Raw genomic sequence first — 14857 nt, forward strand, 5'->3', positions numbered from 1 at the left:
GCCGGTCCCGCACCCCGGCCCTCGCCGACGGCCGCGCCCGGCACGTGCGGCGACGCAGCCATGCCGCACCCTGCCCCGCCCGCGGCCATGGCCTTCCGGACACGCTTCAGCACACACCTCGAGAACGGCTCGCGCGCTACTCGAAGAAGCGGGCCCCAACACACGGCGAGTACACGGAAGTTGGAAGTTCCTGACCCTCTGGCGTCGAGCGGAACCGGCCTCCCGGCCCGCTCGACCCCGCCACGAGCGCGGCGACTCGACGCACTCCGCGGCGAGCCCCGGGAAGCGACTGCGCACCCCTGTCCGGATCTCCCCGGCGAGAGCGCCATGCCAGTTGCCGCGCTTCCCGCGGCGGCCACCTGCACCTACGCCGGCACCGGAATCTTCCGCCCCGGCGAGTACAGGGAATCTGTAGAAACTAAACCGGATGGTATGTATCTTACGGCAACGAGGGGTCCGGCGGATCAACACCCCTAATCTGTAAGTTCTGTTGCAGTCAATCGGGGAATATCATGATCGCGAGCACTGCCCAGGTCACGCCCTGCTTGTCCGGAACACCGGAGGGTACCGGCCCGCACCCTGCACACCTAAGCCAGGCGCTGTCCCACTTTCCGCCGCTGACGACCACCGTGCCCAAGGAGTTCGTGCACCGGGCCGCGGTCGCCGAGGTCCTGCTGACCAGTTGGGCCCCCCGCAGCGGGACGGAATTCCGCGTCACCGCCCAATGGCCGCGCTGCCACAGCTATTTCGCCCCGGTCGACGGCCGCTACGACCCCCTGTTCGCCGCCGAGACGATCCGCCAGATCGGCGCGCTGCTCGCCCACACCGGCTTCGACGTACCCCTCGGCCACAAGTTCCTCATGTGGGACCTGGAGTTCGCCGTCGTACCCGAGCGACTCCGGATAGCGGGCGCCCCCGCCAGCCTCGACATCGACGTCTCCTGCACGGAGGTGGACCGCCGCCCCGGCGGCGCCCTCAAAGGGCTCCGGTACGAGGCGGTGCTGCGCCAGGACGGGCAGACCGTGGCGACCGGCGGCGCCTCGTTCACCTGCACCAGACCGGAGGTGCACGACCGGCTCCGCCGCGACCGTCCGCGCAGCGACGAGTCACCGCTCCCGCTGACCGCGCCGCTCCCCCCTCAGCACGTGGGCCGCACGTCGCCCGTCGACGTCGTCCTCTCCCCCATCGGCGAGGCCGGCCGGTGGCTGCTCCGGGCGGACACCCGGCACCCCGTCCTCTTCGACCACCCCGTCGACCACGTCCCCGGCATGGTGCTGCTCGAAGCCGCCCGGCAGGCCGCACACGCCCTGCTCGGGCACGCCCCGTTCCCCGTCTCGGCCCGCAGCACGTTCGAGCGCTACGCCGAACTGGACGCCCCCTGCATGGTCGAGGCCCGTCAACTACCGGACGGGGAGGGCTCGTTGGCGACGGTGCTCGTCACGGCCACGCAGGGCGGCGAGCAGCTCTTCAGCTCCACTCTCACCGCGGCCTGCCCCTGACGGCGGCGCTTACGCACTCCGCGCCGGGCGGTGCCTGCACCCGTTACCCCGGGTGCCGCCCGGCCCCCGCCCACCCCTGCTGAGGTGACGCCGCGCCGTCCGCGAAGCGGCTGATGTGGTCCGCCGCCCATTGCTCGTAGGAGCACGCCGGACGGCCCGTCACCTCCGCGACGGCCGGCTCGACCCGGGCCTTCGCGCCCGCCCGCTGCTGCTCCGCGCTCTGCAGCAGCGCCTCCGCGACGTGCTCGGGATGGCGACGCAGATAGGCGGCTCTCGCCCGGGCCACGTCCCACTCCTCGAACCGCACCGGCTTCCCCAGCAGCCGGGAGAGGCACGCCGCCTGGTCGACGGCGCTGACCGGTTCGGGCCCGGTCAGTGTGTACGCCCTGCCCGCGTGCCCCTCCTCGGTGAGCGCGCGGACCGCTACCTCCGCGATGTCCCGGGGGTCCACACAGGAGTTGGGCGAGGTGCCGTACAACGCGGACACGGGACGCCCGGAGGCGATCAGCGGAGCCCACCCCAGGGTGTTCGACATGAAGGCCCGCGGACGCAGCAGCGTCCACTCCGTCCCGCATTCCCGCAGCCGCGCCTCGCACCGCCGCTGCCACCGGGTGATGGCGTCGTCCGCCGCCGGGTTGGCGACCGCGGCCGCGGAGAGCTTGACGATCAGCCGTACGTCCGTGCCGCGCACCGCCCTCAGGAAGCGCTCGTCGTCGCCGCCGCCCACCGCGTTGGTGAGGAGGAAGACCTTCGTCACGCCTTTCAACGCCCGCTCCAGGGACGGCGCGTCGCCGTAGTCGCCGGCGACGGCCTCCACGTGCTCGGGCAGGTCGCCGACCCTGTCCGGACGCCTGGTCAGGACGCGGACCGGCCCGTCGGCGGGGAGCCGGCGGACGACCTCCCGCCCCACCGTGCCGGTGGCGCCGGTCACGAGGATCACAGCGGCGCCCCGGGGGCTCCGTCACTGCCGTCCCTGCCGGACGGCGCAGCCCTGAACATCCCTGATCCCCCTGATGTGACGGGGTCCGGAAGGCCCCCGTGAACGCGGACATGGTAAGGCCCGGTAAGATACAAACTCGTCGGTTTCTTTGCCAGGGGTCCCCCGGCGGACCGCCGGCCACATCGGGAGGGACGTGGCTATGCAGGACCGGGCCATCCGCACCCGCCGGAAGATCCTCGAGGCGGCGGCATCGGTCTTCGGGGAGCGCGGGTACCAGGCGGCGACGATCGCCGACATCCTCTCCACCGCGGGTGTCACGAAGGGCGCCCTGTACTTCCACTTCGCCTCCAAGGAGCAGCTCGCCCAGGGCGTTCTGCGGGCCCAGGAGGGGCAGGACCCCGTTCCCTCGCGCACCTGCAAGGCGCAGGAGCTCGTGGACATGGTCATGGTCTACGTCCACCGACTGCAGACCGATTCCATGGTCCGGGCCGGCGTGTGGCTGGCGCTCAACCAGCAGGCGGCGGACCTCGATCGCAGCGGGCCGTTCCTGACCTGGAGCGAGACGCTGACCGAGCTGCTCGAAGCGGCCCGTGAACAGGGCGAGTTGCTGCCGCACGTGAAGCCGGCCGAGACGGCCCGCGTGATCGTCGGCGCCTTCGCCGGCGTACAGGCCATGTCGCAGACGCTGAGCGACTACGCGGACCTGGGCGAGCGGATCGCCGAGTTGCTGCGGCACATCCTGCCGAACGTCGTCATCTCCTCGGTCCTCGCGTCGGTCGCCCTCGACGGCGACCGCGGCACGAAGGTCAGCGCGGAGATCGCGGCCGAGGCCGAGACCGACGGGCAGCGCCTCGAGACCGTCGGCGGCTGACGGCCTGTCCGGCGTGCGTCTCGCGTCTCGCCACGGGGCCGATCGAGTCCTGCCGCTGGGTGACGACTGCGCCCGCCGCCACGCGGTCGACTGGCGATCATGGCCGGCTCGCACACATCTCACCGCGTCCCGTACCGGCCGGGAGCGCCAAGTGCCGCTCCGCACCGCAGAGTTGTCATGCGCCTCGCACCCCGGCCGGGCGGGCGCGGGTGACGCCGCGCCCCACCGCGTCCAGCGGGCGGCCGCCTCCGACCGGCGGCGCGCGGGGAGGAAGCCCGCTTGCCCTCACCGCCGGAGCCGTGGCAGCGTCCGGACGCAACTGTCGTCGCACCAGTGGAGTGGTCATGCTCTTCCCGGGCGCTCACCGAACCTCCCGGCCCACAGCGGCCGTCCAGCCGTCGGACGCCCCGAAGGACCCGCATGCCCACTCAGATCAGCTGCCGCTCCGTCACGAAGGCCTATAACGGCCTGCTCGTCCTGGACTCCGTCACCGTCACCCTCACCACGGGCGAGCGCACCGGAATCGTCGGCGAGAACGGCTCCGGGAAGAGCACCCTGCTGCGCCTTCTCGCGCGGGCCGAGGAGCCCGACCAAGGCGAGGTCGTCGTCCAGGCCGACGGAGGCGTCGGCTACCTCCCGCAGGAGTCCTCCTTCCCGCCCCGCCACACCGTCCAGCAGGCCGTCGACGTCGCGCTGGGCGACCTGCGCTCCCTCGAACGGCGCATGCGCCGGCTCGAGAGGCTCCTCGCCGAGGACGAGTCCGCGCTCGCCGAGTACGGCGAGGTGACGACCGCCTTCGAGCTGCGCGGCGGTTACGAGGCCGACGCCCGGGTGGAGCGCGCCCTGCACGGCCTCGGCCTGGTGGACCTGCCGCGCGACCGGGCCGTCGGCGACCTCGCCGGCGGCGAGCAGGTCCGGCTGCGCCTCGCCGCCCTCATGGCCGCTGCCCCGGAGGTCCTTCTGCTCGACGAGCCCACCAACCACCTCGACGACGAGGCCCTGACGTGGCTGGAGGAGCATCTGCGCACGCGCCGGGGCACGACCGTCGCCGTCTCGCACGACCGCACCTTCCTCGAACGCGTCACCGGCACGCTCCTGGAGGTCGACGGCGACCGCCACACCGTCACCCGCTACGGCAACGGCTACGACGGCTACCTCAAGGGGAAGGCGGCAGCCCGTCAGCGCTGGGAGGAGAGCCACCTCCGCTGGAAGGCGGACGTCGAGGCGGTGCGCGAGACCGCGGAGACCACGGCCCGCCGCGTCGCGCCCGGGCGGCCCATCACCGACGGCAACAAGATGGCCTACGACCGCGCCGCCGGACGCGTCCAGCAGTCGCTCGCGAGCCGCGTCCGCAACGCCGAGGAGCGCCTGCGCCGCCTCCTCGCGGACCCCGTGCCCGCGCCGCCGGAACCCCTCCGCTTCACCCCGGTACTGCGCGCCGAGCGCCTCACGGGCACCGTCCTCGAGGCCGACGGCGTCACCGTCGGCGGACGCCTCCCCCGCACCTGGCTCACCGTCGAGGCGGGGGACCGTCTGCTGATCACCGGCGGCAACGGGGCGGGCAAGAGCACCCTGCTGCGTGTCCTCGCCGGAGAGCTCGCCCCCGACGGCGGCCACGTCGCCCGGCGCGGACGCGTCGGCCACCTGCCGCAGGAGCCCGGGCCCGGCCGCCCCGGCCGGACGCTCCTGCAGGCCTTCGCGGAAGGGCGCACGGGCACCCCCGAGGACCACGCCGAACTGCTGCTCTCCCTCGGCCTGTTCACCTCCGACCGGCTCACCGCGCAGGTCACCCGGCTGTCCACGGGGCAGCGCCAGCGGCTCGCCCTCGCCCGGCTGCTGACCCGCTCCACCGACACGCTTCTGCTCGACGAGCCGACGAACCACCTCTCGCCCGCCCTCACCGAGGAGCTGGAGGAGGCTCTGAGCACCTACCCGGGCACGCTCGTCCTCGTCTCGCACGACCGCCGCGTCCGGGCACGCTGGCGGGGGAAGCACCTCTCCCTCGGCTCCGGTCCCGCAGCCGGGACGCGACGGGGAGGCGTCAGAAGGGCCCCGTCCCGGGCGCGTTGAGGAACCGGGACCGGGCGCGGCCGTCGCACCGGGCCACTCCGGGCGCCCGGCCTGGTGCCTCCGGGCCCGGCCCCGGACAGCACGCGAGGCGGGCTGGGGGCGCGTCGCCCCCGCAGCCCCGGCTGCCCGGCCCGGTCCCGGCTCCCGCCCCGGCTCAGCGCGCCGGCGGGCTCGTCCATCCGTCCGGGACGTGGGCGATGCGGACGCGCTGAGGATGGTCCCCCACGGGGACGGAGACCGTCTTCTCGCCCGTGCCGAAGTCGATGGCGGTGACCTGGTCGCTGCCGCTCTCGGAGATCACGCAGGACTTCCCGTCGCCGCTGACCGTCGCCCAGTACGGCTTCGAGGCCGTCACCAGCGGGCCTTCCTCCAGAGTCTCCCGGTCGACGACGGTCGCGTAGTCGTCCATCGTCCCGGCGACGCACAGCTTGTCGCCCTGCGGACTCATCGACATTCCGTGGTGGCGCGAGTCGTTGACCCAGGTGGTGCGGTCCTCGTCGGTGTCGGGATTCTTCGGGAGGGTCTTGTCGCGAGTGATCCTGTCCTCGGCGACGTCGTACTCCAGGAACCCGTTGTAGAAGGAGACCTGGAAGTACAGCTTGGACTCGTCGGGCGTGAACGCCACCGGCCGTACCGCGTCGGAGAGGTCCTTGCGGCCGAACGCGTCGAGGCGCTCGCGCATGTCGATGACCTCGACCTCCTCGAACGTCTCCGCGTCCACGACGGTGATCTTGCGGTCGCCCTTCGTCCAGTCGAGCCACGGCGCGTCGCTGTTCGTCTGGACGTCGCCGATGGACATGTTCCACAGGTGCTTCCCGCCGTCGGTGAAGACGTTCTCGTGGGGTTTGTCGCCCGTCTTGAACGAGCCCGCCTCCTCCCCGGTCTCGATGTCGAGGACGTGCACGGTGTTGGACGTGGAGGCCGAGACCGCCACCCGCTTCCCGTCGGGGGAGACCGCCATGTGGTCGGAGCGGAAGCCGGAGACGGGGAAACGCCAGTTGAGCTTCCCCGTCGTCACGTCGATCGAGACGACGTCGGCGAAGCTGGGCCGGGAGACGACCATCGACTTGCCGTCCGGGGTGGAGTACATGTCGTCCACGAACTGGTCGTGCCCCTCCCCCGGTCCGTTCCTGATGCCCAGGAAGAACAGCAGCTTGACCGGGTTCGCGTAGATCTCGTCCAGCCGCTCCTGCTTGTCGGGCACGACGTTGATGCGTCCGAGCTTCCCGAAGGAGCCGCTGGACTCGATCACGTCGGCCGTCCCGTCCCAGTTGTTGCCGACGAACATCACTTCCCGCAGCTCCGCCCGCTCCCCTTGCGGGGCGGGCGCGGCACCTGCCGCGCCGGTCGTGGCGGCCACGGCGGCGAGGGCCGCCGCGAGCGCCACCGGCAGCCGGTGGCGGCGCCTCGCGCGGGGGGCTTGCCGTTCTGCGGGGGCGGGCGTCCGGGGGTCCGCGTTCTTCCTGGTCACGTCCACGGCTCTCCTTCACGTGGCGGCCCGCGCCGCCGGGGCGCGAGCAGCTGATACGTCATGAGCTGTGCCGGGCCCTCCGCGGAGGCGCTGCGGCCACTGGGAACGGCCCGGCAGCGGGCGCGCCCTCCGGAGTGGAGGTACGCCGCGCGCTGTGCTGTCACGCGTCGCCGTGCGGGGGTGCCCCGCCCCACAAAGTGAAAAGGATGCACTTCACATTCGGCTACTCGAAAGTAACGACAGGGCGGCGGTTGTTCAACCCCCGTGCGCGAGAAGCACGGGAGAAGATGGCCGGGACACGAGCGAGGGAGAGCGGGTGACGGAGCGACTGAGGCGGTCCACCGGTCGCTACGCGGGCAAAGCGGCCACGGAACGCCACGCGGAGCGGCGCCGGAGGTTCCTCGACGCGGGTCTCGAACTCTTCGGCGCGGGCCCCGGTTACCGCTCGACGACGGTCGCGGCCCTCTGCGAGGCGGCCGGACTGTCGACCAGGCAGTTCTACGAGGAGTTCCGCACCCTGGAGGACGTCCTCGCCGTCCTGCACCTGGAGGTCAACGACTACGCGGAGAGAGCCGTACTGGACGCCCTCGCACGGACCGCCGAACTGCCCGCCGCCGAGCGGTACGGCTCCGTCTTCAGGGCGTACGCGGCGAGCATCGCCGAGGACCCGCGCCGCATCCGCATCACCTTCACGGAGATCGTCGGCGTCAGCCCCCGCCTGGACGAGCAGCGCCTCTCACGGCGGGCCCGCTGGATCGACCTGATCCGGGCCGAGGCGGCCGCGGCGGTCCGCAGGGGCGAAGCCGCGGACCGCGACTACCGTCTCGCGGCGGCCGCCTTCATCGGCAGCGTCAACGGGCTGCTGCACGACTGGGCGGCCGGATGGGTCGACGCGACGCTCGACGAGATCGTGGCCGAACTCGTGCGGCTGCTACTGGCGTTGATGCGGTCCGGGGAGTGAGCCGGGAGGTGGCGGGCGCCGCGACGTCCGACGGCCGGACCCCGGGACCGGTCCCTCCGGCCTGAACGCGACAGGACGGCCGGGCCCGGTCCGGGCTCAGCGTGCGATGGCGGTGTTGCGCGCCATGATGTCCTCCGCCGAGTCCCACAGCCGCGGGAGGAACCGCAGGACGCGCTCGGCCCGTGGGAGAAGGTCCGCGACGGAGCCGATCCCGAGGTCGGCGACGGCTTCGCGGAACGCCGGATCGAGGGAGCGGTGCAACTCCGGGGCGTCCGCGGCGAGGACGGTGTGGCAGCGCGTGAACGTCGCGATGATCCAGAACACCGCTTCGCGGTGGTCGCCGCGGCCGATCAGCTCCCGGCTGCCGTCGACGGCGATGGGCCGCGCCGCGGCCAGCGCGCGCAGATGGTGCCGGACGCGGGCGGCGGACCACTCCCGGCATCCGAGGAGCTCCAGCAACTCCGGATAGATGTCCGGGAGTCCGTAGTCGTCGAGCGCCTCGCGCACCCGGAGGTAGCGCAGCCGCACCGTCGGATTGCGCAATGCGGCGACGAGCGGAACGTGCGTGGTCACGCCGGTGGGGAACAGCCATGCCATGACCTGCTCATGGAACGGCGCCGCGACCTCCCGTGCCCTCAGGGCCTCCAGCCGGCTGACGATCCTGTGCCGGGCGTCCTCGCATCGGCGCCGCACCCAGGGCAGGTCGGCGAAACGCGCCGGAACCTCGGTCTGCAGTCCGCGCAGCAGGCCGCCGGGGTCCTCGATGACCGTGCAGGTGCGGAAGCTGCCCGCCAAGTGGTAGGACCCGAGGACCTGTTCGGGACGTTCGAGCTGCGATGCCGGCATGTGGCTGACCTCCAGCACCGCGCCCCGGTAGCCGAACTTGCCCGGCGCGGCGGGCGGTCGGGGCGTGTCGGTGACCACGACGACGTCGACGTCGGAGGTCGCCGGCAACTCGGCGTCGCCGGGGAGCCCTACCGTGGAGCCGCTGAAGTACGCGCCACGGTATCCGGGCACGGAACGCCCGTACCGCGCCACCCAGTCCGCGGCGGCGGCCCGCGCCTCCCCGACCCTCACACGGTTCTCCTCACCGGCTTCCTCACGCGGGGCTCCACTTCTGGCTGTCGTCCCCCGAGCACTCCCACAGCCGCAGGGGAGTTCCGCTCCGCACGTCGCCGTCCTGCACGGCGACGCACTTGTCGGCCTGCGGGTTGACCAGGTCGCTGCCCTCGCTCAGCACGAACTGCTGCGCGGGGTTGCCGCTGCAGCGGGCGAGCTGGATCACCGCACCGTTCTCGACGGACCCGTTCGCGACGTCCATGCACAGGTCCTGGAACCGCACCGTGCCGTCGTTCTCGATTCTCCACCGCTGCGACGCGGATCCCGAACAGGTCCGTATCCGCAGGGGAGTTCCGTCCTCTCCCTCGCCTCCCGGTACGTCGATGCACTGGTCCGAGTTGTGGCTCCAGAGCCGTACGGTTCCCTCGGGGCCCTCTCCGCCGCCCGGTGGCGGTCCCGGTGCCGGGGGCTTCTGCGTACCGTCGTCCTGCGGAGGGCGGTCCTTGCCGTCGTCACCGTCCCCGGGCCGCTCCGATTCCGGCTTCTCCTCCCCTTTTCCACCCTTGCCGCCGTCCTCTCCGGAGGGGGAGCCGCCCGAGGAGGGGGCACCGGGCCTGTTCGCGTCGTTCTCCCGGCCCCCGTTCCACTCCGGGCCCGGGTTGGCGCCCGTCCCCGTCGGCTCGTCGCCGCCGCTGCCGCCGTACAGAGCGAACCCGCCGATCAGCAGCCCCAGTACGGCCAGCGCGGCGACGGCGGCGAGTACGGCTCTGCGGGGGCGTCCGGCGGGCTCGGGCGGTGCCGGGTTCCGCGAACCCGCGGGGACGATACGGGGGTTGACCGTCGTGACGATGCGGTCGGCGGGCTCCTGTCCGTCGTCGCGTCCGGTGCCGGCCCCCTGCCGGGAACTCCCCCGCGCGCCCTCCCCGGAACTCCCAGGCACACCCGCGCCCTCCGCCGGGGCGGCGGGCGTCCCGGGCCAAGGGTGCGGGCCCGACGGGCCTGCGGGGGTGGTGGGTTCGGCGGGACCGAGGGGGTCGGCGGGATCGGTCATCGTGTCCTTTCGGGTGCCGCGCCGTACGGAGACGAGGCGGCCGGAGGGCGGCGGGCTCCGGCCGCGCCGGCAGGTTCGCGGCCCTGACGTGCCGCACGGACCCGGCACCTGCCCGGCTCCTCGATGTCTCACACCACTGGTGCCGGGGGCCGGGTGACCCCGGCGCCGGGGAACCGGAGGGGTGCCGTCCGCCGGGGGTCGGGCGCGGGTGGCGGGCCGCCACGGGGGTCGCCCCGCCCTCACCAGTCAAAGGGAACCTGCCCTGTCCGCGAAAGCGGCCGAGCAGGAAAACGGCCTGAACATGAGTCCCGCGCGGTCAGGATGAGGGGCTTTGTGCCCGCCTGTCTCCCACGGCGTCTTTGCGGGAAGTCTCATGACGTATCGGTGGAAGAGGGAGGACACGCATCGGTGCCCCGGACGCCACGGAGGCGGTGCGCACGCCCCGCCTCCCCCGGTCCGCCTCTGCCGTCCGTGGGCGGAGAACGCCGGGGCGCAGCACTACGATCGACGTTAGTTGCCCAGGCTTACCATTACTGACATCCCGTCGGATCGCCTTACGGGCCGGGCCCGTCACGACCGGGCCGTGCCGTTGCGAACGGCGGCGGACCAGCACGCCCTTGAACACGGAGGTGTTCGTTGAGTACGGACCAGCAGTGGGACATCGTCACGGGAGTCGGGCGGACCGCCCTGGCGGTAGCCGCCGGGAGAGCGGCGGAGACGGCACGTCCCGACGCGCTGATGTCCGACCCCTACGCGTCCCTCCTCGTCGCCGCCGCCCAGCCGGGCGGTCCGTTCACCGCCCCCGGCAGGAGCGGAGGCAAGGAGCCCGAGGACGAACTGTGGGCCGCGACCTCCGAGTACGTGGGCCTGCGCTCACGCGTCTTCGACGACTACTTCGCGTCCGCCTCCGCCGACGGCCTCACGCAGGTGGTGATCCTCGCCGCCGGCCTGGACACCCGTGCGTACCGGCTCGGCTGGCCCTCCGGGACGGTCTGCTACGAGCTGGACCAGCCCGCCGTACTCGAGTTCAAGACGCGGATCCTCGACGCCGAGGGCGCGGAGCCCGGTTGCGACCACCGGCCGGTCCCCGTCGACCTCCGCGACGACTGGGGCGCGGCGCTCCGGGCGGCGGGGCACGACGCCGCCTCCCCCACCGCCTGGCTCGCCGAGGGCCTGCTGCCGTATCTGCCGCCGGAGGCGGAGGCCCGGCTCCTCCAGGAGGTCAGCCGGCTCTCGGCGCCGGGCAGCCGCTTCGCCGTGGAACGCATAGACGACATAGCCCGCCTGGTCGACGATCCGGTTCTCCAGGAAGGCTCCGACGATCTCGGCATCGACGTGAAGTCCCTCTTCCCCGGAGGGGAACGGGAACCGGTGGAGACCCAGCTCGCGAAGTCCGGCTGGGAGTTGGAGAACAGGACCGTGTCCGCGGCCGCCGACGCCCTCGGCCGCTCCATGGCCCGCATGAAGGCGCTCACCGAGCACGTCACGCACACCTTCGGCCGCCTCCCCTGACGGGCACGCGGGCATGGCCCGGCGTCGGCGGCGTGCCGGCGCCGGTCAGCAAGCCGCGGGCTTCAGCCCCGCGCCCGCCCAGATCGGCACGTCGCCGTCGCGCATCGCCTGACGCCCCCGGCCTCGATCTCGACCGGCTCGGGACGCCGGTGCTGCGGGGCCACGAGGCCCGGCTCCAGCAGCCGCAGCCCGTCGAAGAAGCGCTCCACCTGGGCTCGCGTCCGGGTGCGCACCGTCGAGCCGGTCTCCTCGAAGTCCTCCTCGATGCGGCTGACCCGGGCGTCGAAGTCGGCCGTGACGTGGGTGACCACCAGCGCGCTGCCGGCCGGTACCGCGTCCATGAGGATCATGGCGTAGCAGTCGTAGCCCGGCGGCAGCCAGTGCAGGAGGAGGCAGAGGGCGACGGCGACGGGGCGCTCCGGGTCGAGCGTGCCGCGGGCGCGGGGGCGCGCAGGATGCTCCGCGGGTCCGTCGCGTCCGCCTGGATGTACGCCGTTCTTCCCTCGGGGGTGCTGGTGTGCAGGGCCCGCGAGTGCGCCAGCACGATCGGGTCGTTTCCGGCGTAGACGATCCGCGCCGCCGGGTCGGCGGCCTGCGCCACCTCGTGCAGGTTGGGCGAGGTGGGGATGCCGGTGCCGACGTCCAGGAACTGCGTGATGCCGTGCTCCGTGACCAGCGCCCGCGCCGCCCGGTGGATGAACGCCCTGTTCTCCCGCGCGCTCGCCTCGGCGGACGGGACGGTGGCCAGGACCTTCTCGGCCTGTTCCCGGTCGGCCTCGTAGTGCGTCTTGCCGCCGAGCAGGCAGTCGTAGACGCGGGCGGCGTGCGGCCGGTCGACCTCGAGGGTCACGAGCTGCTCCGGCTCGCCCTCCGCCCACGCGTTGTCCGTCTCTTCCATCCCCCGGCCGTCCGCCCCCGGTCCCAAGTCCGGGCGATGTCAGGGCACGTCGTTGGGCCCACGCCCGCGCTGTCCGGCCACCGCCGCCGGCATCCCGATTCACGCCGCGGCGCCGACTGCTGGCATGGTTTCCTGACCGGGGGCTCCGCCTCACGCCGAGACGGCCCGGCCCACGTCCCGACGTCACAGCGCCTAAGGAGACAGCCCGACGATGAGGAACAGCGCCCAGGCACAGGCCTTCCGCAGGAGCCGCTCGCTGAAGCGGGTCCGCGCCGTGGTCACGGCCGGGGCGGTCGCCGCGTCGCTGCTGGTGGGCTGCTCGGGCGGCGAGGACGGGAAGCCCGGGCGTTCCGAGCCGCCGTCGCCCTCGCAGGACGGGGACGGCTCCGCGAAGGAGCCCCGGAAGAAGCCCGTCCCCTTCGCCCCGTACGTCGACACGTCGCTCAAGCCCTCCTACGACCTGCTCGAAGGCGCCCGTCGGACCGGCGTGAAGGAGTACAACCTGGCCTTCGTCTCCCCCGGGCGCGGCAAGTGCGCGCCCATGTGGGGCGGACGGCAGGAACTGCGCGACAATCCCGTGGCCCGCCAGGCCGCCGAACTGCGGAAGGCGGGGGGCGACGTCCGGGTCTCGTTCGGCGGGCAGAGCGGCAACGAACTGGCCCGGGCCTGCAAGTCCGTCGACGATCTGGTCGCCGCGTACAGCGAGGTCGTCGAGGCCTACGATCTGACGAAGGTGGACTTCGACATCGAGGGCCCCGCGCTCACCGACACCCGAGCCAACGAGCTCCGCGCCCGCGCCGTCGCCCGGCTGCAGAAGCGGCTCCCGAAGCTGGACGTCTCCTTCACCCTCCCCGTCATGCCGGGCGGCCTGAACCGCGACGCCCTCGCCGTGCTGAAGAGCACCAAGGAGCATGGAACCCGGGTCTCAACCGTCAACATCATGGCCATGGACTACGGCACCTACTACGACGGCGACATGGGCGAGTACGCCGTGAAGGCCGCCACCGCCACGCGGAAGCAGGTGGCGAAGGCGCTGGGGATCCGCGGCCGGGAGGAGGCGTGGCGGGCGGTGTCGGTGACGCCGATGATCGGCGTGAACGACGTCAAGGTCGAGGTCTTCCGCCCCGAAGACGCCGCGGAGCTGCGGAAGTTCGCCGAGAAGAAGGGCCTGGGAGGGCTGTCGATGTGGTCGGCCACCCGGGACAGGCCGTGCCCTGGAGGCCCCAACACCAAGGCGCAGGCGACCTGTTCGAGCACCGGGGACACGGCGCACGAGTTCGCCGAGGCGTTCAGGGGCTGAGCACCGGCCCCAGGTCTCAGCCGGCCTTCCGTCCCGAGCCGGGTTCCGCGACCCGCCGGTGGGCCGCGGCCTTCAGCCGGTCGGGGAGGACCCGGTCGGCGATCCCCTGCGCCTTCGTCGCCGCCGAGCCCGTGACCAGTTTCGGCCTGCCCGACATCACCGCGTCGAACGCCTGAGCCGCGACCTGGGCGGGGTCGTCCTTCCGCATCCGGCCCAGACGGGTGTCCAGCATCCCCGCCCGGCGGAAGAAGTCCGTCTCCGTGGGCCCCGGCATCACGGACGTGAGGGTCACCCCCGTCTCCTTCAGCTCCTCCTGCAGGGCCTGGACGAAGGACTGCAGGAAGGACTTCGAGGCGTTGTAGACCGGCTGGAACGATCCGGGCACGGTCGCGGCGATCGACGAGGTGACGAGCATCCGCCCCTCGTCGCGGGCCGCCATCTCCTTCAGGAAGCGCTTGGCCAGCCGGACGGTGGAGACGACGTTCAGGTCGATCACCGCCAGGTCGTCGTCGAGGTCCGTGTCGATGAAGGCGCCGCCCTGCCCGACGCCCGCGTTGAGGGCCACCGTGTCGACGGGCCGTCCCGTGGACGTCACGGCCACGTACAGCTCCTCGACGCCCGCTTCGGTCCGCAGGTCCGCCTGCACCGCGCGGACGTCGACGGGCGCGGCGCCGAGCTCCTCGGCGGCGGCGGCCAGCGCGTCGTCCTCCGCATTGATCACGAGGTCGAAGCCGTGCGCGGCGAAGCGCCGGGCGAGTTCGTATCCGATGCCCCGGGACGCGCCGGTCACGACCGCCAGGGGTGCGTTGTCACTCATCGGCCCCGAGTACCCCGCTGCCCGCTCCCACTCCTGCTCGCGGGAGGCGTGCCGGTCCGGACGGGGGCGGGCGGAGGGGCCGGGCCGCGTCCGGCCGCGCCCCGGGCCTGGCCGTGGCGGACGATGCGGAGCATACTGACCTCACGATGACGAAGCGTTCCGCGCCCAGGCGCCACCTCCCCACCAGTCCCTTCAAGGCGCCCGTCGCCCCGCTCGCCAAGCAGTTCGCCCTGGGAGACCGGGTCTCGCACGACCAGTACGGCCTCGGCAGGATCATCGGCGTGGAGGAGGGGATCGCGATGCTCGTCGACTTCGGTTCCCGGCAGGCCCGGATCCCCAGCCCGTACACGTCGATGGACAAGCTCTGACCTGACCCGCGGGGGCGACGCCGCCCGCAGGGGCCGTCCC

Annotated in this window: 12 protein-coding genes and 1 pseudogene; 7 read left to right on the forward strand and 6 right to left on the reverse strand. The window is 72.9% G+C overall.

Features of this window, described 5'->3' with window-relative positions; translation table 11 throughout:
• Positions 1 to 512: 512 nt before the first annotated feature.
• Entirely contained in the window at positions 513 to 1499 is a 987-nt protein-coding gene (locus tag IEY56_RS02525; RefSeq protein WP_189035397.1) for a ScbA/BarX family gamma-butyrolactone biosynthesis protein, read from the forward strand.
• A gap of 43 nt (positions 1500 to 1542) precedes the next feature.
• Here the strand turns inward: IEY56_RS02525 and IEY56_RS02530 are convergent, their stop codons facing one another.
• On the reverse strand, positions 1543 to 2439 hold the full coding sequence (locus IEY56_RS02530) for an NAD(P)H-binding protein (protein WP_189035398.1): 897 nt from the start codon (positions 2437 to 2439) through the stop codon (positions 1543 to 1545).
• A 193-nt stretch (positions 2440 to 2632) separates the two neighbouring features.
• Here IEY56_RS02530 and IEY56_RS02535 point away from each other — a divergent pair, with 193 nt between their 5' ends.
• Positions 2633 to 3310: a ScbR family autoregulator-binding transcription factor gene (locus IEY56_RS02535; protein ID WP_189035399.1), complete on the forward strand. Its 678-nt coding sequence runs from the start codon at positions 2633 to 2635 to the stop codon at positions 3308 to 3310.
• Positions 3311 to 3730: 420 nt separating this feature from the next.
• The gene (gene abc-f, locus IEY56_RS02540; RefSeq protein WP_189035400.1) at positions 3731 to 5380 is read left to right on the forward strand and encodes a ribosomal protection-like ABC-F family protein; all 1650 of its coding nucleotides are present in this window, start codon (positions 3731 to 3733) and stop codon (positions 5378 to 5380) included.
• Between the two features lie 154 nt (positions 5381 to 5534).
• On the opposite strand, the gene IEY56_RS02545 is transcribed toward abc-f, so the two are convergent.
• Complete coding sequence (locus tag IEY56_RS02545; protein ID WP_189035799.1) at positions 5535 to 6773, reverse strand: YncE family protein; 1239 nt, start codon at positions 6771 to 6773, stop codon at positions 5535 to 5537.
• A gap of 394 nt (positions 6774 to 7167) precedes the next feature.
• Here IEY56_RS02545 and IEY56_RS02550 point away from each other — a divergent pair, with 394 nt between their 5' ends.
• Positions 7168 to 7812, forward strand: coding sequence for a TetR/AcrR family transcriptional regulator (locus IEY56_RS02550; protein ID WP_189035401.1), 645 nt, complete (start codon positions 7168 to 7170; stop codon positions 7810 to 7812).
• A gap of 96 nt (positions 7813 to 7908) precedes the next feature.
• Here the strand turns inward: IEY56_RS02550 and IEY56_RS02555 are convergent, their stop codons facing one another.
• Both IEY56_RS02555 and IEY56_RS02560 read right to left on the reverse strand, forming a co-directional pair.
• Positions 7909 to 8889 (reverse strand): hypothetical protein, encoded by a 981-nt coding sequence (locus IEY56_RS02555; protein WP_189035402.1) that lies wholly within the window; start codon positions 8887 to 8889, stop codon positions 7909 to 7911.
• A 22-nt stretch (positions 8890 to 8911) separates the two neighbouring features.
• Complete coding sequence (locus tag IEY56_RS02560; protein WP_189035403.1) at positions 8912 to 9922, reverse strand: RICIN domain-containing protein; 1011 nt, start codon at positions 9920 to 9922, stop codon at positions 8912 to 8914.
• 636 nt (positions 9923 to 10558) lie between these two features.
• On the opposite strand from IEY56_RS02560, the gene IEY56_RS02565 reads away from it, so the two are divergent.
• Complete coding sequence (locus IEY56_RS02565; protein ID WP_189035404.1) at positions 10559 to 11434, forward strand: SAM-dependent methyltransferase; 876 nt, start codon at positions 10559 to 10561, stop codon at positions 11432 to 11434.
• A 62-nt stretch (positions 11435 to 11496) separates the two neighbouring features.
• Here the strand turns inward: IEY56_RS02565 and IEY56_RS02570 are convergent.
• Positions 11497 to 12332: pseudogene (locus IEY56_RS02570) on the reverse strand (SAM-dependent methyltransferase).
• A 211-nt stretch (positions 12333 to 12543) separates the two neighbouring features.
• Here IEY56_RS02570 and IEY56_RS02575 point away from each other — a divergent pair.
• Positions 12544 to 13632: a chitinase gene (locus IEY56_RS02575; RefSeq protein ID WP_189035405.1), complete on the forward strand. Its 1089-nt coding sequence runs from the start codon at positions 12544 to 12546 to the stop codon at positions 13630 to 13632.
• A 16-nt stretch (positions 13633 to 13648) separates the two neighbouring features.
• Here IEY56_RS02575 and IEY56_RS02580 read toward each other — a convergent pair whose 3' ends face one another.
• On the reverse strand, positions 13649 to 14449 hold the full coding sequence (locus IEY56_RS02580) for an SDR family NAD(P)-dependent oxidoreductase (RefSeq protein ID WP_189035406.1): 801 nt from the start codon (positions 14447 to 14449) through the stop codon (positions 13649 to 13651).
• A 146-nt stretch (positions 14450 to 14595) separates the two neighbouring features.
• Here IEY56_RS02580 and IEY56_RS02585 point away from each other — a divergent pair, with 146 nt between their 5' ends.
• A complete protein-coding gene (locus tag IEY56_RS02585) occupies positions 14596 to 14817 on the forward strand; it encodes a hypothetical protein (protein ID WP_189035407.1) in 222 nt (73 codons plus the stop codon).
• Positions 14818 to 14857: the final 40 nt, after the last annotated feature.

It is taken from the genome of Streptomyces daqingensis (genome assembly GCF_014645895.1).
GTDB classification, from domain to species: Bacteria; Actinomycetota; Actinomycetes; order Streptomycetales; family Streptomycetaceae; genus Streptomyces; species Streptomyces daqingensis.